Origin of the sequence: Mangrovimonas spongiae, from assembly GCF_003944795.1 — a bacterium.
GTDB lineage: Bacteria > Bacteroidota > Bacteroidia > Flavobacteriales > Flavobacteriaceae > Mangrovimonas > Mangrovimonas spongiae.
Map to the genome: position 1 here is coordinate 43,732 of NZ_RWBG01000002.1, position 22,290 is coordinate 66,021.

Below are 22,290 nucleotides of genomic sequence, written 5' to 3' on the forward strand. Positions count from 1 at the left end.
CCTCTTCTTTTCTATTATTTTGCTATAATTATTCGTTTTGTAACGGTGGCATGTTCACTTGTAATACATACAAAGTAGATCCCGTTTCTTTTTAATTGGTTTTGTAAATTCAATTCAACCTGTTGTGCGCTTGAAAAACTACTCCTGTAGACTTCCAGTCCGTAGGTGTTTTTAACACTTATAGTTACCGTTTCGTTACTACGTGACCAGTTCTTGAAAGCTAGGGTAAACATTCCGTTATTAGGGTTTGGATAAAGTGCTATAGCTTCTGTATCCATAGCTTGTCTTGCTTGGGTATTGCAGCCTCCTATGGTATCGCCATGATCCAAGTGACGTTGTAATTGGTTTTCCCTAACACACATTTCTATAGTATCGCCATTATTTTTATAGTGGCAAATAAGGGTTTCACCTACAGCACATGGGTTTGAGTTACACAGGTCGTTTGGATCGTTAGGACACACATCTAAACAATCTGGAACGGTATCGCCATCAGAATCCAAGGTATCGTCTTGACCATTACATATATCGTTACAATCGGCCACGCCATCGCCATCAGAATCTTGGTCTCCTATACAAGGATCTATACAATCTGGAATACCATCGTTATCTACATCTACAGTATCATCTTCCCTATCGCACACATCATTACAATCGGCGATACCATCATTGTCTTTATCTCTATCTACAGTACCACAACCACAGTCTCCTGGCTCTGTTTTCTTTCTATCGTTAGGACAGCCATCTTGACAATCTGGTGTGCCATCGTTATCACTATCCAAAATACAGTCGTTAGTATCTGGTGTGTCCGGATTACAATCGTCGTCTATACCATTACCCACTATTTCTGTGGCTCCCGGGTTTACACTAGCATCTTGATCGTCGCAATCCTCTGATTGTAGATAACCGTCACCATCTAAGTCATCATCTGGAGTACTTGCATCACAATCGTCATCAATGCCGTTATAAGGTATTTCTGTATTTCCTGTGTAAATAGCTGCATTGGTATCGTCGCAATCACCTTCATTTTCTGTTTGGCCATCACCATCGTTGTCTATATCCAAAGAGCTGTCTGGTGTGTTCGGATTACAATCATCATCTATACCATTGTCCACTATTTCTGTGGCTCCTGGGTTTACATCTGGGTTAGTATCATCGCAATCTCCTGCAATTTCTACATACCTTCCTCCTGGATGGCTGCATTTATCTTCTGATACTAAATCTGGGTTTCCATAGCCATCTAAATCGGCATCCCAATAATAGGTTGTTGTTGGTAAACCTTCGTCTGTATTGCCATCGCAATTATTATCTTTACCATCACAAATTTCTGGAGCTCCTGGATAGATATTGGCGTCTTGATCGTCACAGTCAATATCTGCTGTCACGCCATCGCCATCGTCATCAAGTGAACTACAGCTTGGTAAAAAAGAAGTATATAATTGACTACATTGTGTACCATCAAGTTCACCCCCTACATAAACAGTTACAATAGATTGTTGCGGTTGTCCACATATAGAAAAAGTATACAGCCCAGAAGAAAAAATTGGATGTGCTTGGCTGTCTCCATTTTCATATTCAAAAACCAGAAACTGGTTTTGAATCCCTTCAGTATATGCTACAACAGTTACACACAAGTCATTGCTTTCGCAATAGGGAGTCACACTTATAATTTCACAAGCGCCTTGGGCATTGGAGTAAGCTACTGTAAACAGTAAACAATAAAGTAATAGTAATTTTTTCATGATTTAGAGATTTTAATTGATTTAATAGGCTTTTTATTTTGCATGATATTAATTGTATAATCACCACGTTTTAAATGATCTATATAGATAAAGATGTTCTTATCATCTTTGATTACTTTATTTTTTTTAAACATGCTATTAAATACTTTCTCGTAGGAATTGTTACTAAGAATAGGGAGTCCTTGTGTATGTAAAGCTAGAGTGAGATAAGAAAACGTGGTATGACTTATGTAACAAAACGTTACACTTATGTAACAATTCGTTGAAACACCTTATTTTTCGGTGTTTTGAAGATGTTCTTTAGGCGTATAACGATATACTTCTTTAAAACATTTAATAAAATAAGATGGTGAGTTAAAGCCTGTTTGGTAAGCGATTTCGGAAATGGTGTAATTAGAGTTTTCCAACAGCGACATAGCTAATTTTAAACGCTCATTTCGGATAAATTGCGACGTAGTTAACCCTAAAAGCGCTTTTAGTTTTCTATGCAATTGCATACGACTCATATGCATAGATTTGCTTAAGGTTTCGGCTGTGAAGTCTGATTGTACAATATGCTCTTTAATGGCTTCTTGAAGCTGCTTAAAAAACTGTTCTTCGGTCTTAGAAGCTTTTATATTGTGAAAATCCAGAACGTTGTTCTTGCCATAAAACTCCTGAAGTTTTTTTCGAGTGGTTATAAGTTTTTCTACTCTTATCTTAAGCTTTTCACTGTTGAAGGGTTTGGTCATATAAGCATCGGCACCTGTTCTTAGACCTTCTATTTCGTTATGATCGCCAGATTTTGCCGTAAGTAGAATAATAGGAATGTGACTAGTTTTGATGTCTTCTTTTAGGGTATTACAAAGTTGAATACCATCTACTTTGGGCATCATGACATCACTTATAATAATATCTGGAATATGCTTTACGGCCTTTTCAATACCTTTTTCACCATTACAAGCTTCTATTATTTTATATGTATCTTTTAAAATAGACTTTACAAAAGCTCTTATGTCTTCATCATCTTCCACAATAAGCAATAAAGGTTTTGTTTCTTTACCATTAAGTTGGATACTTGTTTCTTCTTTAGTATTCGGTTCGTTGGAATCTTCTTCATTTAATACAATAGCTGATATTTCGGTTGAATTAAAATAAGCTTTTTCTATAGGTAGCGTTACCACAAACTGGATATCATCCTGATTCATTGAGTGTGCTACTACACTCCCATGGGAAAGGACACTAAGTTCTTTTACTAAAGACAACCCAATACCTACACCTTCACTATGGGTATTGTTTTGGTAATACCGCTGAAATAATGCTGGAAGTTCTTCATCTTTTAAATTGTTTCCATTATTAAGGATTGTAAGTGTAACATAACCTTGATTAACAGAAGCATCAAATTTTACATAACCATTTTCTGGAGTATATTTTACCGCGTTGTTTAATAGATTAGATACTATTTTTTCTACTAAATCCTTATCAAACCAAGCTGCTTCCATGTTTTCAATACTATAAGTAAACTCGATATTTTTCTGCTGGGCTTTAAATGCAAAAGCGGTGGCTAATTGTTTTAATAACACCGACAAATTACCTTGTGTCACCAATAACTTAATATTACCTGTTTCTAATTTTGAAAGGTCTAGTAATTGATTTACTAAATTTAGTAAACGCTTGGAGCTTCTTTTAATAAGGTTGAGTTCCTGCTTATCATTTTTTGAAATATTGGGCTTACACAATTGATTTTCTACTGGACCAGAAATAAGTGTTAGTGGCGTACGAAACTCATGAGAAATATTGTTATATAGTTTGGTTTTAAACTCGTCTAACTTCTTTAACCTGGCTGTTTCGCGAGACTCTAACTCCAATTTCATTTTCATTTGCCAGCGCCAACTAAAATATTTATAAATTCCATAAACCGCTAATAGAAAAAGCATTGTATAAACCGCCTTAGCCCAATTGCTTAAATACCAAGGCTGTAAAATGGTAAAGGAATAGGTGTCTGGAGTGTTGTTCCATAATCCATCATAGTTACTAGAAATAACTTCGAAGGTGTAATCGTTTGGTGGTAAATTAACATATCTAGCAACATTATTATTTCCCGATTCTATCCATTCGTTATCATGATTGATTAATCTGTATTTAAAATTATTTCCTCTTGGTTTTGAAAAACTTAAACTTTTAAAATCAAATGATATAGAGTTCTTCTCACTATTAAAAGTATGCACGGATTTAAAATCAATTTCGTTATTAAGCACCTTAATTTTAGAAATAATGGTTTTAGGACGATTAGGATTTTTAGTAATGGTTTCTGGTTTAAACCAATTTACCCCAGACAACCCTCCAAAGTACATGACGCCGTTATCGTCTTTATAGTAGGCATTGGAATTAAACTCCAAAGATTGCAAACCATCATTAGTATTAAAGTTCTCTATTTGGACATTATCTTTATCATGGTAGAAAAACTTAACTAGCCCTCTATTGGTACTCATCCAAAGGGTATTATGTTCATCAAAAAGAATTCCATAGATACAGTTATCTGGTAGTCCTTCCTCTGTTGAAAACAGCTCTTTTTTATTAGATATAATATCGTATCTAATAAGCCCCTTCCCGTTAGTTCCAATCCATAATATATTTTTATTAACTGGATCAAAAGCTATGCTTTTTATCTTCTTAGACTCTTTAAGTTTTTGCTCGATTTTACCCGAATTAAGATCTACTGTATAAATGCCATCGGAGTAGGTTGATACCCATAATGTTTTCTGATTGTCTTCGATAATACATGAAACTGCATTGATTGGTTCAGAATTAATATCATCTATTTGATAATGGTACTTTTCAATCACTCCTAAACTTCTATCAAATTTAACCAAACCATAATCACAGGCTAGCCACATTTGCCCATTTGAATCTTTAAAAATTTTATTGATATAGTTAATATCTAATGGTACTTCAGAAAATTTATTGTACACCTCTGCCCCACCATCTTCTTTTAAAATTGTTAACCCTCCTTTTTTCTTTAACACAGTTCCATTTCCTATCCAAAGATCACCATCTTCATAATACAAAGCATCAATAGCTGAGGTAAGTAAAGGTGAGTTTTTATCGGTTAGGGTTTTAAATTCATTTGTTAATTTATTACTAACTGTTAGACCGTTGGTTGTGCCCAAAAAAACACGTTGTTCATTATCTGATGTAATAGAAAGTACTACTTCTACATTTATATCTTTAGGAACCTGACCTGCGGTTAGCACATTGAATTTAGATAAATATTCATCGTAATACGCTAAACCTGATACATTGGTTCCTAACCAAATTACACCATTCGAATCTTCATACAAACTAAATATTTCATTATCGCTTAGAGCGTACAAATTCCCTTTTTGAAATTTTAGTTTTTCAATGGTATTCGTTCTTAAATCAAGTAGTAAAATTCCTTGTTTTAAAGTACAAATCCAGAGTCTTTGGTATTTATCTTCATGTAAAGACAGAATATACAAATCCTTTGGAAGTTTAGGATTTATCACATTTGCCGATTGGAAGTCTTTATCTAACTTGGTTTTAAAATATAACCCATCTCCTAAAGTCCCCAACCAAATAGTACCATCTTTCGATTTTTCTAATACATGGTTTCTTTTAGAGTTTTGATTGTATATCGTGTTATATTCTTGAGTTTTTAAGTTATACTTATAAATATGTTTAAATGTTGTAAAGTATAAATCCTCTTCAACTTCTAGAAAATGATGAACAACCAAGTCTTTTTTAGTTGGTTTAAATATGATGGTTGTATCTTTTGTTTTAGCATTTACCGATACAATATTACCGTTGTACATACTAAAATACATATTAGAATAAGAGTCTTGAAAAAGATTTACTACAGAATCGTTTGGAAAAACCCTAGAAAATTTATCGGTCTTCTTTTGGTATTTTTCCAATTTACAACCAGAAGATATAATCCACAAATCATCTTGACGATCTACAAAGACTCTTCCTAAAATTTTACCCCTTCCTTTGGCAGTCGCATCAAATTGTTTGTTGTAAGCTTTAAAGGTATTTCCATCGTACCTATCTAAACTACTTCTTGTTGCTATCCATAAATACCCTGTACTGTCCTGCGCCATGCTAATAACACTGTTTTGCGACAGTCCATCTTCGTTGTTTAAGTACCTAAATGTAACTTGTTTAAGATTAGGGTTTGTTAATTTAATTTCTTGAGTTTGGCTAAATACCAACGATGAGTAAAATAAACTTATAACAAGCGATATGTAGATATAACTCCTAGTCATTCAGTATTTTATTAAAAATACACGAATTTAAAATAGAGAAGCCTCCTTTGTTATTTCAAAGGAGAACCTGTTAGCTCTATCTAAATTTGATGGTTAATACTTATAAAGTTACTATTTTTTTAACATCATTCATACTGTATCCATATACTATCCATACTTAAACCATAAGGAAACACGTTATACCTTTACTAATTCTTTACTGTTTTTTTAACGTACTCCCCTATGGTTATTTCTATCTTAAGTAAATAGATTCTACTTAAAAGTGAAGCCATATTTATTTGGTTGAGATTGTCATTTTTTACTTTTAACACCTATTTTCCTCATACATGCATCAAATAATCTAATCGTCAAAAACCTGTTATTTTATAGCTTCATCTTATTATTGGCGTGTCCACTCTTGATAGTTACCAGCCCCAGAAGCATCTACTGATATCCAAATAACATCATCTGATTGAAAGTTTATATTTGCACTGTAATAATTGTAATCGCTACCCAATTCTGAATGGGTAAAATCGTTAATATCATCAGCTTGTATATTCATCCATTTTACATCATCTATCTCAAATCCAGAGGTAACAGGATCTACAATAACTCCATTTTCATCTATTATATTAATAATCATTCCTTCATTTCCTTCATGGTTTCCTCCTGTACGTAACCAAGTGCCTTGTAAATCATCAAGTGTATAAGAAGTTTCATTATCGGGGTTATTGTTATTGTTTTCATTAATAAATGGATTATCGTCTTGAGAGCAAGACATTATAGTAATAAGTAGTAAGGCGAATAAATAAATGATTTTAGAATTTGTTTTCATAATGTGATTTTTTAATGGTTTTTTGTTTTTAATTAAATACATATTGGTTAAATAATTTTTGATAATGTTAAGATTGACACTTGCTATGATGCATTTACATAAGTTTTTTATACTCTTTAGAGTTTATCGTTACATCTTGCTCTTCTAGTGCCACACAGCGCATGGTTATGGTTTCAGGTTTTCTTTTTGAAGTATCGGTAACCTGCATATCCAAAACAAGACCATTTACTTGAGTCATCCATTGCTGGTTAGTGGCTTGTTTTTTATTGCTTATATTGTAAAATTCATTTGGGAAACTAACATCTGCACTTTGGGTTACCCAAACATAGCCTTTCATGTCGCTAGATGTAATAAGGTATTCTTCGCAAGGATACCCTAATATGGTTTTTGTTTTTCCAGATTTTTTAATACGTGCATCACTTTCGCTATCAGCTTTATCTAGTATTTGATTAAAGTTTAAGGATGTTGCCATTAACATTTTGCTATTACCAGCTTCGGTATACATAAACATGGTTTTTTTCTCGAAATCCATCACAGTGGTCATGGTGCTTGCAGACTCAATAGTACTTCCCAAATAAGATTCTCCTTTAGATAAATAATAATTTATAGTGGTATTATACTTCCCGCTTTGCAGTTGCATAACATATTTATGGGTAAATTGGTAAACTGCTCTTGGCGATTTATTAGATTGAGCGCTTGAGGATTTCTTATCGCTTTTTTTCGATGTCTTTTTTCTGTTGAATGTCGAGTCGAAGGCTTTTTCGGTTTCTTTTCTACTTTTTTGTTCAACTTTTCTTTCAACGGTACGTTCTGCAGAATTAACAGCCTTGTCTGCCAAGCGCTCCAAAAACTGGGCTTGTCCAGTAAATGAAAACAGTACGGCAAAACTTAATGTGCTAATACATTTTCTGATTTGTAGGTCTTGATGCTTCATTTTTTATTAATATTTATTGTTTTAATTATTTCGTCTTTTAACAGAATATTGAGTTGATAAGATCCCGACTTTAAATGATCTATACTCAAATAAATGGTATTGTTATTAAGTAGTGTTTTATTTGGTGTATCCACTATTATTATAATTTAAACGTTAAAAGACAGGGTAAAGATAATTGTGAAGAATGCATGCGTATACGACATATGTTCCAAAGTATAGAACATATGTTCCATGTTATAAAACAGTAGGTTTTATACGTGTTTAGAAGCGTACTCGTTAGGCGTACAACCAAATATTTCTTTAAAACACTTATTAAAATAAGATGGTGTATTGAACCCTACTTGATAGGCTATCTCTGCTATGGTAGCATCTGATTTTTGTAATAATTCCTGAGCTAGTTTTAAGCGTTGGGTTCTTATAAATTCGGTAGCGCTAACGCCAAATATTGCTGTAAGTTTTCTATGCAGTTGTGTGCGGCTCATTTGCATATGTTTACAGAATTGTGTGTTATTGAACTCTTGATTTGTAATATGTTTGTCTAAAACTATTGTTAACCTTTTTAAAAACTGGTCATCGTTAGATATTATTTTTAAGTCGGGTGTAATACTTAATGTTTTTCCGTAATGTTGCTGTAAGCGTTTACGAAGTTCTAATTGTTTATTTACAATTAATTTTAGTTTTTTAGGGTTAAAAGGTTTTGTTATATAAGCATCTGCACCTGTTTTAAAACCTTCTATTTCATTAGCCTCACCAGATTTTGCGGTTAACATAATAATGGGAATATGGCTAGTTTTAATATCCTGTTTTAATTCGTTGCATAGTTGCACGCCATCTAGCTTAGGCATCATAATGTCTGTAATAATAACATCGGGAATATGTTTTAATGCAAATTGTTTACCTTCTTCCCCATTACTTACTTGAATAACATTATAAGTATGTTTAAAAATAGTTGCTACAAAATCATTAATTTCTTTATTATCTTCAACAATTAACACCATAGGGTTCTTACTATTGTGTTTAGTTGTTGAGGTCGATGGTATATCTTCTAATTTCTCTCTAAAGTTGTTTTCTGAAATCTCATCACTAATTTCTGAAATTTGATAAAATGAACGCTCAATAGGTAGTGTTACCGTAAATTGGATATTGTCTTCATTAATAGTATTTGCAACAATATTACCATGCGTTACAATAGCAAGTTCCTTTACAAGGGATAACCCAATGCCTACACCATCTGTACTCTTTTGGTTTTGATAATACCGTTGAAATAGTTTTCCTAATTGCTCATTAGGTATGGTGTTCCCATTATTAATAAAACTCATTACAAGTTGGCCATTTTTTCGTGTAGTTTCAAAATATATCTGTCCATTTTTAGGCGCATATTTTACCGCATTAGATAATAGATTAGTAACTATTTTCTCTACAATATCACGGTCAAACCATACTTGTTTTAGCTCTGGTATAACATAGGTAAACTGAATATTCTTTTGTTGTGCTTTATATTGAAATGCTTCTGCTATTTGTTTTAACAATACGTCTAAGTCTCCTTGTTGTATCGCTAGTTTAAAGTGACCTGTTTCTAATTTTGACAAATCTAACATCTGGTTTACCAAGTTTAATAAACGCTTAGAATTGTCCTGAACCATTAATAACTCTTTTTTGTCTTGTTTAGTTAGTTTTGGTTTGGCTAATTGTTTTTCTATAGGCCCTGTAATTAAAGTTAGTGGCGTTCTAAATTCATGGGAAATATTAGTGTATAATTTGGTTTTAAATTCATCTAATTTCTTTAACCGTATGGTTTCTTTATGTTCAAACTCCAGTTTCATTTTCATATGCCAGCGCCATTTTAAATATTTATAGACCCATACACTAATTCCTAATAGTAATAAGGCATAACATATAATCGCTAGTGTGCTTAAATACCATGGTTTATTTATAGTAAAAGTATAAGTAGCAGGAGTTTCGTTCCACACGCCATCATAATTACTAGAAATAACTTTAAACGTATAATCGTTTGGGGGTAAATTTGTATAGTGCGCTGTATTGTTATTTCCAGAAGAAATCCAATTAGGATCATGATTAACTAACTGGTACTTATATTGATTTCGGTCTGGCTGCGAATAATGTAAACTTGAAAACGTAAATGTCATGGTGTTTTGCTTTGATGAAAACACATCGTTTTGGGTTATTTTATGCGGCTTGGCAAAAATGTCAAAACCAGAAATTATTGTTCTAGGCTTATCTGAATTATAGGATAATTGATTAGGGTTGAACCAGTTTAATCCTTCCAAACCACCAAAGTATAACATACCTTTTTCATCTTTAAAATAAGCTCCAGTATTAAATTCATTGGTTTGTAAACCATCGTAATTACTAAAGTTTTCAATAGCAACAATCGTATCGTTATCAATTGTAGCTTTTGTTAACCCTTTATTAGAACTTAACCAAAGATTATCTTTTGAATCTGGTAAAATGGCATAAACTACATTATTTGCTAACCCTTGGTTTGTGGTAAAATGTTTTATGGTTTTAGATTGTGTATTATAAGCTTTTATACCGTTGCCATTAGTTCCTACCCATAATATATTATTATTGTAATAAAGTGATTTTATTCGGTCTTTAATCTCTTTAACATCCACAATAATTCCCGTTTTAGTATTTAAAACATATAAACCGCTGCCTTCTGTTCCAATCCAAAGTTGATTGTCGTTACCAGACTCAACTGTTCTTATAGCATTGGATGTTAATACAGAGTTTTTTGAATGATACGTTTTAACAACTCCTTGCTCCTCATCAAACAAGACCAAACCATTTAAGGTACATAACCAAAGTCTATTATTTGCCGCTTGATAGATTTTCCATATAGACATTCCTTTAGTTACATCAAAAGATTTGAATGTCTCATTGGCAATCCACTTTTGAAGTCCGCTATTTTGATGTCCAATCCACAATGTACCTTGGCTATTAAACAAACTCATTACTCTATCACTCGATAAAGTTGAGTTTTTTGTAGTGTACATCTTATAACTGTTGGTTTCAAAATCTATAGCCGTTAATCCTTTGTTTGAAGTCCCTAGCCAAACCTCGTTGTCCTTTTTAACAATAGCTCTTACAAAATCTATACTTATATTGTCTGGCGCTTGTTTATTGGTTAACACATTAAATTTAACCAGATCTTCATCGTAATAACTCAATCCGGAACCATCGGTTCCTAACCAAACAATTCCCGTAAAGTCTTCGTAAAGGCTTAACACATCATTATAGTGTAAGGCATAAGGGTCTGTTTTATTAGCCACAAAATGTTGTATGGTTTGCTTTTTAAAATCGATTAAATAAGCGCCGTCGCCATACGTTGCTACCCATAACTTCTCGCTACTATCAACCAACACATCTTGAATAATCAAATTGCTAGGTAATGTGGTCTTTTCAAAACCAGTAAAAGGTTTAAAATTCATTTCGTTACCATTTGAAACAAACAACCCTTTCCCATAACTCCCCAAGAACAATTTGTCGTTTTTTAAAGATTTTGTAAAGGCACTAAAGTTTGTGTTTTTAGCAATAGTAAGAAACCGATAGGTATTATTTGTGTCTATTTCAAGTATTCCGTTTAGTGTAGCAACCAGAACCTTCTCGCCATCTTGAAATAAATCATAGGTAACTAAGTGTTTATCCTCAGCTTTAAGGATTTGAATGGTATCTTTAGTTTTGTGCTGTATTTTATAAAGCCCAGAACCATACGTTCCTATAAAATAGTCGTTATTGGCAGCTTGCAAAACAGTACTTGCCTTTTTAATATTACTTACCAACTTAAAGGTTTCAGGCGTATTACCTTGCTTATGAAGCTTTCCTGAATTAGCTACAAACCAAACTTTATCATAATTATCTACATAAATCTTACCTAATTTACTAAAAGTATTTCTGGTAACATCTTCAAATTGATAAGGAAAATGCTTGAATTGTTTTCCGTCGTATTTGTTTAAGCCATCTTGTGTAGCAAACCACATAAAACCTGTTTGATCCTGAGCAATACTTACTACACTATTTTGGGATAATCCTTGCTCAACTGTTAATTCACGGAAAGCGACTTGTTTGTCGTCAGATTGTGAAAACATAAAAGCAGGTAACACTAAAAAAAGAAAGTGTAATTTTAAATGATTCATTAATAGCTAGTTTCAACTATTAAAGTTATCAAAAAATTCTTATAAAACAGAAGAAATTGCCTTAACCATATTTTGAGCTCTTTCCTTAACGTCCTGTTCTGTCCAAGAGAGTTTAATTAAACACGAAATATTTCTTCCTATGTAATGATCGGATTGTGTAAAGGTCTTTGTTTGTAGATACTTTAATCCTTCTTTGACTTCAGCTGAAATAGGGTACAATGATTTTAAATCTTTAAGGTGTTCCCACTTTCTCACATAATGCCAATTGTTGTCGTAATAATGAAAACAACCATCCACTCCTGCTTCTTTTAATGCTGCTGAAGCTTTTTGTGCTGTTTCCAAATCGGGTAAAAAGAAACTTAAAAAGGCATAGCTTTCTTCACCTCCTTCAGGAATAGCTCTAAAACTTACTTGTGGTAATTCTGATAAAGCTTCACGAAGTATACTATAATGCTTTTTTTGAATATTAATAAACTCTGGCAAGCGTTTTACTTGTGCTAAACCAACTGCAGCATTTAATTCTGAAATTCTAAAATTATAACCTAAAATTGGATGAGATTCTGCCCCCCTATCATTACCAACATGATCGTGACCGTGATCGGAATAATGGTCGGCACTTAAAGCGTAGTCTTGATTGTTGGTTACTACTGCACCACCTTCGCCACAGGTAATTGTTTTTACAAAATCGAAAGAAAAACAACCAACATCGCCAATAGTTCCAAGCGCTTTTCCTTTATACGTTGCTCCAATAGCTTGGCAAGCATCTTCTATCAAAAGCAAATTATGCGTGTTACAAATACCTTGTAAAGCTTCTAAATTAGCCATACTACCACACATGTGTACAGGCATAATAGCTTTTGTTTTAGGAGTTATAGCGGCTTTTACAGCTTCGGGATCGATTGTTAAGGTATCGTCAATATCAACCAATACGGGAATTGCTCCTAGCATCATGATGGCTTCAAAGCTTGCTACAAACGTAAATGTTGGCATAATAACTTCGTCTCCAGCTCCTATACCAGCAATGGCTAAAGATACACTTACTGCTGCTGTTCCGCTAGAGACTAATTGCGCATATTTTACGCCTAGTTTTTTTTGAAGTTCTATTTCTAATTCTTTGGCTTTCCAATGACCATTTCGCATGGCATCAAAACCATAACGCATTAGTATTCCGCTATCTAACACATCTTGAACTTCTTGTCGTTCTAAGTCGCTAAAAAACTCAAATCCAGGCATAATATTTTAATTTGATGTTATGTCAAAGCTACAATTAAATACGAGCTAAAAAAAGTAGCTTGATAAATTTTAAAATTTTAAAAAAATCACCACTTAATAACGGCGTCTTCTATGTTTTTTCTCACTTTTTTAAAAGCTGCAAACTTATCGTCTTGTGCTCTATATCCTACAGGCATAAGCAAAACTGATTTTAACCCTTTTTCTCTTAGATTAAGGGCTTCATCGATTTTATGAGGTAAAAAGCCTTCCATTGGGCAAGCATCTATATCTTCCATAGCACAAACAGTCATTAAATTCCCCATGGCTAAATAGGCTTGGTTAGTCGCCCAAATATCTATGTCTTTTTGCGATTTGTTTTCAAAATCATTGATTAAAAAGTCTTCAAAAGGCTGAAGAATCTCTTTGGGCGTCTTTCTAATGGTATGAACTCTATTAAAATATTCGTTTACAAAATGTTTATCAATTGTGGTCTGGATACAAAATATAAACAGATGCGATGCTTGCTCTATTTGTTTTTGGTTCATAGCATGCTGCATTAATTCATGCTGCAATGCTTTATTTTGAATAACAATAAGTTTTATAGGTTGTAACCCATAAGAAGTAGCTGTTAAGTTAAAGGCTTGGGTTAATGTATGTATTTTATCTTCTGTTAAAATAGCGTTCTCATCAAAAGATTTGGTAGCATAACGCCATTTTAGTTGCTCAATAATGTTCATTCTTATTAATATTTGGTTGCAAAATTACATATACAAGCTTATAAAGCATTAATTAATAGCTACAAATAGTAAACTTTAAAATAAAATATTAAAAAGTTGTTTTTTTATTTGAAGGAATTAAAAAAGGGTTATATATTTGCACCCGCATTGGGAGAGATGGCAGAGTGGTCGAATGCGGCGGTCTTGAAAACCGTTGAGGGTCACACCTCCGGGGGTTCGAATCCCTCTCTCTCCGCAAAAAAGCCTTGTATAGCCCATTATACAAGGCTTTATTTTTATTTGAATTATTGATACAAAACATACCTTGGCGGTGTTTCTCCAATTTTATCTATCATTTCTTTTTTCGATTTATTATCTACTTTAAGCTCTGTATCAGTATTCCAATCTCTAGCTTTGCGTTCTCCCATTAACGATTGACTATGCCAATCCATTGCCCAAGCTATATGCATTAAATTTTTAGCAAAGAACTTCTGTCATACAATACTATTTTACCAGAATTTACCCAATAAGTAATTTAAAACGTCTTTAAGTTGTACACCTTAATTTTACACAAAAATTTAGATTCCTATAATTATGTATTGTATTTTCGGCATAATAAATGCTAATAAAATCGTTAATAGAATACATTAACATTTTTAATATGAAAAAAATTGTTTTCCTTTTAACTTTAGGTATCTGTTTTACAACCGCTAAAGCACAAAATACTGCTGTAGGCAATTCTGAAAAGTTAGTTTATACAGCCACCTATAACATGTCTGGTATATTAAACGACCTAGCTCAGGTAACCATGGAAACCAGCAAAGTTAGAACCTCTAAAGCAACTTTACTTAGACTTAAATGTACTGCAACTACGTACAGTAAATGGGACAGTTTTTTTAAAATAAGAGATTTATACGAAAGCTATGTAAGTCCAACATCTTTAAAGCCATACCTTTACAAACGAGAAATTAACGAAGGAGGGTATTATAAATACATGAAATACACCTTCAAGCATAGTTCTGGGTATGTAAAAAGTTTAAAAAAGAAAAAACGTAGCGATGGTACTATATGGGAAGAAAACAAAAAAGTACTTATTAACCATAATACAAACGATCTTGTTACCACATTATATAAACTTAGAACGATAGATTTTTCTAATATGTCTAGCGGACAATCTAAATCCTTTAAAGTTATTTTTGATAATGAAGAGCACACCGTAAACTTTAAATATTTAGGAACAGAAACCATTGCATCTGCCATAGGAACTAAAAATTGTTACAAGTTAGCTATTTCAATCAGTGATAATAATGTTTTAAAAGGTGCTAACGAAAACCTACTTTGGTTATCTGCCGATGCTAATAAAATCCCAATTTATGCTAAATTTAAAATTGCCGTTGGAAATGGCGAGTTAAAAATTAAATCTGCTAGCGGACTAAAAAACTAAAAACATGAGAAAAATTTCTATTATAATCGGGTTAATTTCTGCTATACTTGCGGTAATTTTATCTGTATTACCGCTTTCCAATCTAGCTTATATTCCAGCTATAATCGCTTTAATTTTAGGGGTTTTAAGCATTTACCTATCTAATAAAGAAGGAAAAAGTAAAAAAACTATTCAAATTGTATTTTTACTATCAATAATTGCTTTATCATTAGCTATTTACAAATCCATATTTACCACTGTAGAAGTTGGTAACACCGAAGAACTTGAAAAGCGAGAACAACAATCGGAGCAAGAAGCTATCGAGGAACTTGAAGAATTAGATATAGATGAAGAAGACCTTGAAGACATAAATAATGAACTTGAAAGTCTGGATAATGAAGACTTAAATGCTATTGAAAATGAACTTGAAGAGATAGACACAGAGGATTTAGAAATAGAATAACGTCCTAAATCCTGATGTAAAAAAAAGATAATGCTTCGGTATTATCTTTTTTTTTTATTTTATTTGAAGTAACAAGCTGCTAATCACTATGAAATCATTTCTTGTTGCCACCGTTTTAACGTTAATAGGTTCTTGTGCTACCACAAAGTATAGTACTAAAATAAGCCACCTAAAAAAAAACATTACGCTTAAGGATTCTGCTCTGGTTTTAAAATACGCAAATACCATAACATCTCAAGAGCTTGAAGAACTCTTATACGAGTATACTAACAAAGAATTTCAAGGTAGAAAAACAGGAGAAATAGGCCAAAAAAAAGCCGCTCATTATTTAAAAGATTATTATAGTAACCATAATATAACATCACCATTAAAAAGCAACACCTACTTTCAATCTATTCCAGAAGGCTTTCTACCTGAAGGCATAAAATCTTCCGAAAATGTTCTTGCTTTTATCAAAGGATGTGAAAAACCTAACGAAGTTTTAATTATTTCTGCACATTACGATCACTTAGGCTTAGAAGATGGCAATATTTATTACGGAGCCGATGATGATGGCTCTGGAACGGTCGCTATTTTAGAAATAGCCGAAGCTTTTAAGGAAGCGCAAAACAATGGATTTCCCCCTAAACGAAGTATTTTATTTATACATTTTACTGCCGAAGAAATTGGACTTCATGGCTCAAGATTTTATACAGAAGAGTCACCTATTTTTCCATTAAATAAAACCTTCGCCAATCTTAATATTGATATGATTGGAAGACAAGATTACGCCTATCAAAACACAAATAAAGATTATATATACCTTATTGGCTCAGATAGACTTAGTAAAGAACTACACTACATTTCAGAGAAAGTAAACACCACACACTTTAACCTAGAACTGGACTATAAATACAATTTAGAAAGCGATCCGAATAAATACTATTATCGTTCCGACCACTACAACTTTGCCAAAAACAATATTCCTGTTATTTTTTATTTTAATGGTGTTCATGACGATTATCATAAACCAACCGATACGCCAGACAAAATTAATTATAGCTTATTAGAAAAAAGAACCAAACTTATTTTTGCTACAGCATGGCAACTAGCAAATCAAGATAAACAACTAACCATGAATGTTGATTTGTAATTTGTAACAAAACATCTTGTTAAAATTAACAAAAACCAACTCTTTTCACATTCTCTTTATCCTTACATTTGTAAGACAAATTAAAAAATAACTAGTAATGAAGAAAGCATTATTTCTCGCATTAGGTGTATTGGTATTTTCTTGTGGTACACAAAAAACTAAAAATACCAATAACTCTAAATCACAAAACGAAACAGCCAATGCAACCACATTTGCAGAAACAATAACATCTAAAGAACTAAAAGACCTTTTATACGTCTATGCTTCAGACGAATTTGCTGGTAGAGAAACTGGTAAACCAGGGCAAAAAAAAGCGGTTGACTTCTTAAAAAATCAGTATATAAAAATGGGGATTTCTTCTGGGTTACCTAACAATAATTACTTTCAAGAAGTTCCTCTTGAAATAGCTCAAAAACCAGATGCTTCTATAACAGTAAACGGTACAAATTTTTCATATATAGATAACTTTGTATCTGTTTTATCTAGCAAAAGTGGAGACATTAACGCTAACAATATAGTTTTTGCTGGATATGGCATTGAAGACGATACTTACTCCAATTATACCAATATTGATGTTGAAGGAAAAATTGTTTTAATTAAATCTGGCGAACCCAAAACAGAGGATGGTAACTACGTTATTAGTGGCAACAAAGAAACCTCTAAGTGGTCCAATTTAAGACAAGAATTTGCTTTAAAAAGAGACCTTGCTAAAGAGAAAGGCGCTAAAGCACTATTCTTTTACAACCCAGAAATATACCAAATGGCAGCGGCTCGCTTTGGGAAAGCCTCTGGTAGAATGAGCCTTAAAGGTAATGCCGAAAATATGTATTATTTTTTAATAAATACAGATTTAGCTAAAGCGCTTTATCCAGAGATTAGCAACGCCACAACATCTAAAACTATTAAAAATGTTGTAAACATTTCATATAAAAATAATTCTGAAGAGATTCTTTCAGAAAATGTTTTAGCTTATATTAAAGGAAGCGAAAAACCTAACGAATTGGTTGTTATTTCGGCACACTTAGACCACGAAGGTATTAAAGATGGTGAAATATATAATGGTGCCGATGATGATGGTTCTGGAACAGTCTCCATTTTAGAAATAGCCGAGGCTTTTAAAACAGCCTCTAAAAATGGTATAGCCCCAAAACGCTCAATTTTATTTCTTCATGTAACAGGTGAAGAAAAAGGGTTGTTAGGCTCACGTTATTATACCGATTTCGATCCTGTTTTTCCTTTAGAAAATACAGTTGCCAACCTTAATATTGATATGATTGGTCGTGTAGATCCAAAGCATGAAGAAGCTGGCGTTGACAATTATTTATATTTAATAGGAAGTGATAAATTGAGTACAGAACTTCATCAAATTTCTGAAAACGTTAACAATAAATATATTGGGATGACTTTTGATTATACTTATAATGATAATAACGATCCTAATAGATTTTACTACAGAAGCGATCATTACAACTTTGCCAAAAACAACATTCCTGTTATTTTTTACTTTAATGGCACCCATGCCGATTATCACAAACCTAGCGATACAGTAGAAAAAATACGTTTCGATTTATTAGAACAACGCACAAAATTAATCTATTATACTGCTTGGGAGTTAGTTAACCGTGATGATAGAATTATTGTTGATAAAGCCTTTAAGTAAATCATATCATACAATTATAATTAAAAAGCTTTCCCAATAAGGAAAGCTTTTTTAATTTAGAACCCAACAACTGTAACCAAGTCATGTCTTACGCCAAACTAACCAGAGAAAACAAGTCTAAAATTAGAAAATACTCACATCAAAAGCGACTTGATATGGCTGTAAAACTGATTGATTTAAAACAGGACGAAAGCTTAATAGACTATGGCACTGGCGACGGCTATTTACTTAAACTTATTTATACAAAACTAAAAAACAAACAACTCTATGGTTTTGATCCTGTAGATGACATGTTTGAAGAATTAAAACAAACCATAGCGACTTATAGCTTACAAGATGTTAGCATAACGAAAAACTTAAATACGTTAGAAAACAAAAAATTTGATGTCGTATCTTGCCAAGAGGTTTTAGAGCATTTTTCTGCCACTAAGCAACAAGAACATCTAAAAAACATATCAAATCTTTTAAAAGATAATGGTCGTGTAGTTATCTCTGTACCTTTAGAGATTGGTTTCCCATCTTTAGTTAAAAACAGTATTCGGTTTTTAGTTGGACAAAGTAAAGCTGAAGCCACGTTTAAAAATATCGTAAAATCGTTTTTAGGTTTAGAAATAAATAGACCTAAGGATGATTATATTTACACACATATAGGCTTTAACCACAAACACTTAGAAAAAGTATTTGAAGACGTTGGTTTTATTATTGAAACAAAACAATACTCGCCTTTTAAGTATTTATATAACTTTGTAAACTCTCAAGTATTTTATATTCTAAAGAAACAACATGTATAAAACAAAAAAAGCTTCACAAATTTGTGAAGCTTTTACTTTTGGGTGGAAGATCGGTCTCGAACCGACGACCTCCTGAACCACAATCAGGCGCTCTAACCAACTGAGCTACAACCACCGTTTAAATAGGTTTGCAAATTTAAGCGATTTCCTTATTTCTACAAACCTTTTTTTAAATTATTTTAAATCAAAAATGCTATCAACTGCCGGATAGCGTTCTACAGTAAATCCTTCGGCATGTTCAACACCTATTAATCGCCCTAAATCGCGGGCTCTATAAATAACACTATCGGTAAAGTTCTTACTAGATATAGGCGTTTGTGGCGCTTTGCTATCAGGGTTAAAAAACTGCGTTTTATAAGCTAGTACGGCATCCATTTTTTTATCGATAAATCCTGAAACATCAACTACAAAGTCTGGTTCAATATTTTTCCATTGAATATAGTGATATACCTGTTTAGGTCGCCATGGTTCTTGCCACATCTCACTTTCTTCGCATTTGGTATCAATTTTTAATAAACCACTTAAAAAACAAGCATCACTGACCAACTTACTGCCTTTTCCATGATCTATATGTCTATCATCTATGGCATTGCACAATACTATATCTGGCTGATATTTTCTAATCATTTTTATAAGTTCCAGCTGGTGTACTTTATCATTTACAAAAAAGCCATCGGCAAATTCCATGTTCGTTCTCATAACAACCCCTAAAATATCTGCAGCATCTTGCGACTCGATATCTCTTGTTTCGGCTGTACCACGAGTTCCTAATTCACCTCTGGTTAAATCTATAATTCCGACTTTTTTTCCATTTGAAATTTCTTTTGCCAATGTAGCTCCGCATCCTAACTCCACATCGTCTGGATGCGCGCCAATAGCAAGTATATCTAATTTCATTTAATAATTTTTAGTGTTATTCTATTCAATTATAAGAGGTAAGCTAATAGTTTAGTACTAAATTATCTATTATTAACTCACTTCCTTCTGCACCTTGAAAATAATCTCCAAAAGCACTAGACGAAAATACGACTTTAATATGTGTTGGCGGTTCATTTTCTTGTGCATATATCTCATTATTTTGTGGTTGCATATATGAAGGGGTTTCTTGGGGTAATTCTCCATAAATAAAATCGACAGAAATAGTTTCTAGACTCATGTTTGCCTCCTCTACCCTATACCATGCTGTTGCAACACGCTTTACAATGCCTTCTTCACGTCGTTCTAAAAGAATATAAATATCGCCTACATCTGGATACGTTAATTCGTTTTGATTGGCGTCCATATTTGTATCTCCCGGCATGTATTGATACTCGATAGTAAACGACGCTGGTGTTGCAGTAAACGGTATTCCCATACTTACAGCTGCTTGTGGGTTTGCTAGTGTTATCTCATCTTCTAAAAAATCTCCTGTAAAGACCGATCCTGCCGCTATAGGTTTATTAACAACAGCTCCTAAAGACGTATATCTTGTAATTAATTTAATGGCGTAATCTCCTGGAGTTATTTCATGTTGTAAAACGTTAGGATTAATCCCACCAAATACAACACCTGGATTACTTGTTCCCCATGATGAGGAAACATCGTCCTCGCCTAAATCTAAATAATCACCTTGATTGTACCAGGTGTTAAAATCTGAATTATCGATTTGTGGTTCACTGCCTATTTCAGTAACTGTTATTTCCCAGTTTGTAACCGAACCACTTTCTGCTGTAATAGAAACAAGAATAAATCCATTATTAAAATTTAAAATATCACCTTCAGTAATATTTGATATCGCAAATGGTGATACTTCTAATTTATTTAGTGTTAACTGCGTGATATTTGCACCATTAGCAACAGCTATTTCAACTGTTTTTGCTTCAGTATTTATAATTGGTGTACCACTTTGGTTACTAATTTCTATACTTAAAATATTGGCATAATCACTTGCGCCAAAATAGTCTTCATCTACACAGGAAGTACATAGTGTAATAAAGAAAGCTGTTAATGTAATTATTTTAAATCTCATATGTTTAAGTATTAAAAATAATAAGCTAATCCAAAATCTAAGGATAGTAACGATATATCGAAATCGAAATTAAAATCGGATCGACTTCCTTCTTTTACACCGTCTTTTGTTACATCTTCATTAGAATATGTTAACCCTAGTAAGTCTAATGACACTTCAAAAGCAAACCCTTTGGTTAGTATAACTGAAATTCCTGGCCTAACACCTAATTTTAAATTATATTCATCTGTAAATGTTTTAGTGATATCGGTGTCACTTTTGGTATGCCTAAAATTACTATTACCAAAACCAAAACTCAAATCGGTTTCGTTAAAAAAATTAAAGCGATTGTTTGCTGAAATTGGAAAATAGTTTCTTAAAAAGGCTGTTGCTGTATGGCGGGATAATGCCGATTGTCGCCTGGCTTCGTTATCATCTAATTCATATATTAAATCGCGTTCACGTTTTAAATAACTATATTGAATACCTACCGACATAGCTTCTTTAACAAAATAACCTCCCAAAACATTTATCTCAAAACCGTTACGCTCATTTTCTATGACATTATAAAGTAGGTTGTCTATGTTTTCATCTTCAGAATCATCAATACTTAACGTGATACCTGTATGCCACATTCCTTTTGAAAAAGTAATAACTTTTTCTTGATCTTGCGCATAATTATCTAGGATTACTGTAAATAATACTATTAATAAAAAGTAGACGTCTTTATTTTTCATAGGATATTCTATTTGGTTTTAAAAGTATTATTAGTAATAAACATCTTAAATGTTGTTAATTACAAATACATGACACACTAAAATAAAAGTGACAACAACTACAAATATACTATAAAATAAGTCGTTTGTTTACAGCTATTTTTACATTCATAAATATGAAAAACAACTATTTTAAAGCCTAAAAACCACCAGCCTATTTTTAAATAAGTGTAAAATTTCACAAAAATTTAATATTAAAAATCACACTATCAATAGTAATA

General features: G+C 32.7%; 16 protein-coding genes and 2 tRNA genes. 6 read left to right on the forward strand and 12 right to left on the reverse strand.

The window, feature by feature from the left end:
- Positions 1-14: 14 nt before the first annotated feature.
- The 7 genes from EJA19_RS04560 to EJA19_RS04590 form a co-directional block, all read right to left on the reverse strand.
- The gene (locus EJA19_RS04560; protein ID WP_125467177.1) at positions 15-1,739 is read right to left on the reverse strand and encodes a MopE-related protein; all 1,725 of its coding nucleotides are present in this window, start codon (positions 1,737-1,739) and stop codon (positions 15-17) included.
- Positions 1,740-2,011: 272 nt separating this feature from the next.
- On the reverse strand, positions 2,012-6,004 hold the full coding sequence (locus EJA19_RS04565; protein WP_125467178.1) for a hybrid sensor histidine kinase/response regulator transcription factor: 3,993 nt from the start codon (positions 6,002-6,004) through the stop codon (positions 2,012-2,014).
- Positions 6,005-6,383: 379 nt separating this feature from the next.
- On the reverse strand, positions 6,384-6,818 hold the full coding sequence (locus EJA19_RS04570; protein ID WP_125467179.1) for a hypothetical protein: 435 nt from the start codon (positions 6,816-6,818) through the stop codon (positions 6,384-6,386).
- Between the two features lie 94 nt (positions 6,819-6,912).
- Positions 6,913-7,752 (reverse strand): DUF4412 domain-containing protein, encoded by an 840-nt coding sequence (locus EJA19_RS04575; protein ID WP_125467180.1) that lies wholly within the window; start codon positions 7,750-7,752, stop codon positions 6,913-6,915.
- A gap of 251 nt (positions 7,753-8,003) precedes the next feature.
- Positions 8,004-11,909 (reverse strand): two-component regulator propeller domain-containing protein, encoded by a 3,906-nt coding sequence (locus EJA19_RS04580; RefSeq protein ID WP_125467181.1) that lies wholly within the window; start codon positions 11,907-11,909, stop codon positions 8,004-8,006.
- Between the two features lie 39 nt (positions 11,910-11,948).
- On the reverse strand, positions 11,949-13,142 hold the full coding sequence (locus EJA19_RS04585) for a DegT/DnrJ/EryC1/StrS family aminotransferase (RefSeq protein ID WP_125467182.1): 1,194 nt from the start codon (positions 13,140-13,142) through the stop codon (positions 11,949-11,951).
- An 86-nt stretch (positions 13,143-13,228) separates the two neighbouring features.
- Positions 13,229-13,858, reverse strand: coding sequence for an NAD(P)H-dependent oxidoreductase (locus EJA19_RS04590; RefSeq protein WP_125467183.1), 630 nt, complete (start codon positions 13,856-13,858; stop codon positions 13,229-13,231).
- A 150-nt stretch (positions 13,859-14,008) separates the two neighbouring features.
- Here EJA19_RS04590 and EJA19_RS04595 point away from each other — a divergent pair.
- Positions 14,009-14,093 (forward strand) — tRNA-Ser (locus EJA19_RS04595).
- Between the two features lie 49 nt (positions 14,094-14,142).
- On the opposite strand, the gene EJA19_RS04600 is transcribed toward EJA19_RS04595, so the two are convergent.
- Positions 14,143-14,307: a hypothetical protein gene (locus tag EJA19_RS04600; RefSeq protein ID WP_240640212.1), complete on the reverse strand. Its 165-nt coding sequence runs from the start codon at positions 14,305-14,307 to the stop codon at positions 14,143-14,145.
- 191 nt (positions 14,308-14,498) lie between these two features.
- On the opposite strand from EJA19_RS04600, the gene EJA19_RS04605 reads away from it, so the two are divergent.
- The 5 genes from EJA19_RS04605 (at position 14,499) to EJA19_RS04625 (ending at position 19,306) form a co-directional block, all read left to right on the forward strand.
- Positions 14,499-15,281: a DUF3108 domain-containing protein gene (locus EJA19_RS04605; protein ID WP_125467184.1), complete on the forward strand. Its 783-nt coding sequence runs from the start codon at positions 14,499-14,501 to the stop codon at positions 15,279-15,281.
- Positions 15,282-15,285: 4 nt separating this feature from the next.
- Positions 15,286-15,723 carry a DUF2232 domain-containing protein gene (locus EJA19_RS04610; protein ID WP_125467185.1) on the forward strand — a complete coding sequence of 146 codons (438 nt, stop codon included), beginning with the start codon at positions 15,286-15,288 and terminating at the stop codon, positions 15,721-15,723.
- Positions 15,724-15,811: 88 nt separating this feature from the next.
- On the forward strand, positions 15,812-16,855 hold the full coding sequence (locus tag EJA19_RS04615) for a M20/M25/M40 family metallo-hydrolase (protein WP_125467186.1): 1,044 nt from the start codon (positions 15,812-15,814) through the stop codon (positions 16,853-16,855).
- 97 nt (positions 16,856-16,952) lie between these two features.
- Entirely contained in the window at positions 16,953-18,515 is a 1,563-nt protein-coding gene (locus EJA19_RS04620; protein WP_125467187.1) for a M28 family peptidase, read from the forward strand.
- Between the two features lie 83 nt (positions 18,516-18,598).
- Positions 18,599-19,306, forward strand: coding sequence for a class I SAM-dependent methyltransferase (locus tag EJA19_RS04625; RefSeq protein WP_125467188.1), 708 nt, complete (start codon positions 18,599-18,601; stop codon positions 19,304-19,306).
- Between the two features lie 40 nt (positions 19,307-19,346).
- Here the strand turns inward: EJA19_RS04625 and EJA19_RS04630 are convergent.
- The 4 genes from EJA19_RS04630 to EJA19_RS04645 all read right to left on the reverse strand — a co-directional run bounded on the left by EJA19_RS04630 (position 19,347) and on the right by EJA19_RS04645 (position 22,030).
- Positions 19,347-19,422: transfer RNA gene (locus tag EJA19_RS04630), tRNA-His, on the reverse strand.
- A gap of 58 nt (positions 19,423-19,480) precedes the next feature.
- The gene (gene bshB1, locus EJA19_RS04635) at positions 19,481-20,203 is read right to left on the reverse strand and encodes a bacillithiol biosynthesis deacetylase BshB1 (protein ID WP_125467189.1); all 723 of its coding nucleotides are present in this window, start codon (positions 20,201-20,203) and stop codon (positions 19,481-19,483) included.
- A 43-nt stretch (positions 20,204-20,246) separates the two neighbouring features.
- On the reverse strand, positions 20,247-21,314 hold the full coding sequence (locus EJA19_RS04640) for a PCMD domain-containing protein (protein ID WP_125467190.1): 1,068 nt from the start codon (positions 21,312-21,314) through the stop codon (positions 20,247-20,249).
- A gap of 11 nt (positions 21,315-21,325) precedes the next feature.
- On the reverse strand, positions 21,326-22,030 hold the full coding sequence (locus EJA19_RS04645) for a hypothetical protein (RefSeq protein ID WP_125467191.1): 705 nt from the start codon (positions 22,028-22,030) through the stop codon (positions 21,326-21,328).
- Between the last annotated feature and the right edge of the window lie 260 nt (positions 22,031-22,290).

Coding starts and splice junctions, on each gene's coding strand:
- EJA19_RS04570 (WP_125467179.1), bottom strand. CDS start 6,818: ATGAAAACAAATTCTAAAATCATTTATTTATTCGCCTTACTACTTATT.
- bshB1 (WP_125467189.1), bottom strand. CDS start 20,203: ATGAAATTAGATATACTTGCTATTGGCGCGCATCCAGACGATGTGGAG.
- EJA19_RS04580 (WP_125467181.1), bottom strand. CDS start 11,909: ATGAATCATTTAAAATTACACTTTCTTTTTTTAGTGTTACCTGCTTTT.
- EJA19_RS04645 (WP_125467191.1), bottom strand. CDS start 22,030: ATGAAAAATAAAGACGTCTACTTTTTATTAATAGTATTATTTACAGTA.
- EJA19_RS04560 (WP_125467177.1), bottom strand. CDS start 1,739: ATGAAAAAATTACTATTACTTTATTGTTTACTGTTTACAGTAGCTTAC.
- EJA19_RS04620 (WP_125467187.1), top strand. CDS start 16,953: ATGAAGAAAGCATTATTTCTCGCATTAGGTGTATTGGTATTTTCTTGT.
- EJA19_RS04590 (WP_125467183.1), bottom strand. CDS start 13,858: ATGAACATTATTGAGCAACTAAAATGGCGTTATGCTACCAAATCTTTT.
- EJA19_RS04625 (WP_125467188.1), top strand. CDS start 18,599: ATGTCTTACGCCAAACTAACCAGAGAAAACAAGTCTAAAATTAGAAAA.
- EJA19_RS04610 (WP_125467185.1), top strand. CDS start 15,286: ATGAGAAAAATTTCTATTATAATCGGGTTAATTTCTGCTATACTTGCG.
- EJA19_RS04640 (WP_125467190.1), bottom strand. CDS start 21,314: ATGAGATTTAAAATAATTACATTAACAGCTTTCTTTATTACACTATGT.
- EJA19_RS04575 (WP_125467180.1), bottom strand. CDS start 7,752: ATGAAGCATCAAGACCTACAAATCAGAAAATGTATTAGCACATTAAGT.
- EJA19_RS04565 (WP_125467178.1), bottom strand. CDS start 6,004: ATGACTAGGAGTTATATCTACATATCGCTTGTTATAAGTTTATTTTAC.
- EJA19_RS04605 (WP_125467184.1), top strand. CDS start 14,499: ATGAAAAAAATTGTTTTCCTTTTAACTTTAGGTATCTGTTTTACAACC.
- EJA19_RS04600 (WP_240640212.1), bottom strand. CDS start 14,307: ATGCATATAGCTTGGGCAATGGATTGGCATAGTCAATCGTTAATGGGA.
- EJA19_RS04585 (WP_125467182.1), bottom strand. CDS start 13,142: ATGCCTGGATTTGAGTTTTTTAGCGACTTAGAACGACAAGAAGTTCAA.
- EJA19_RS04615 (WP_125467186.1), top strand. CDS start 15,812: ATGAAATCATTTCTTGTTGCCACCGTTTTAACGTTAATAGGTTCTTGT.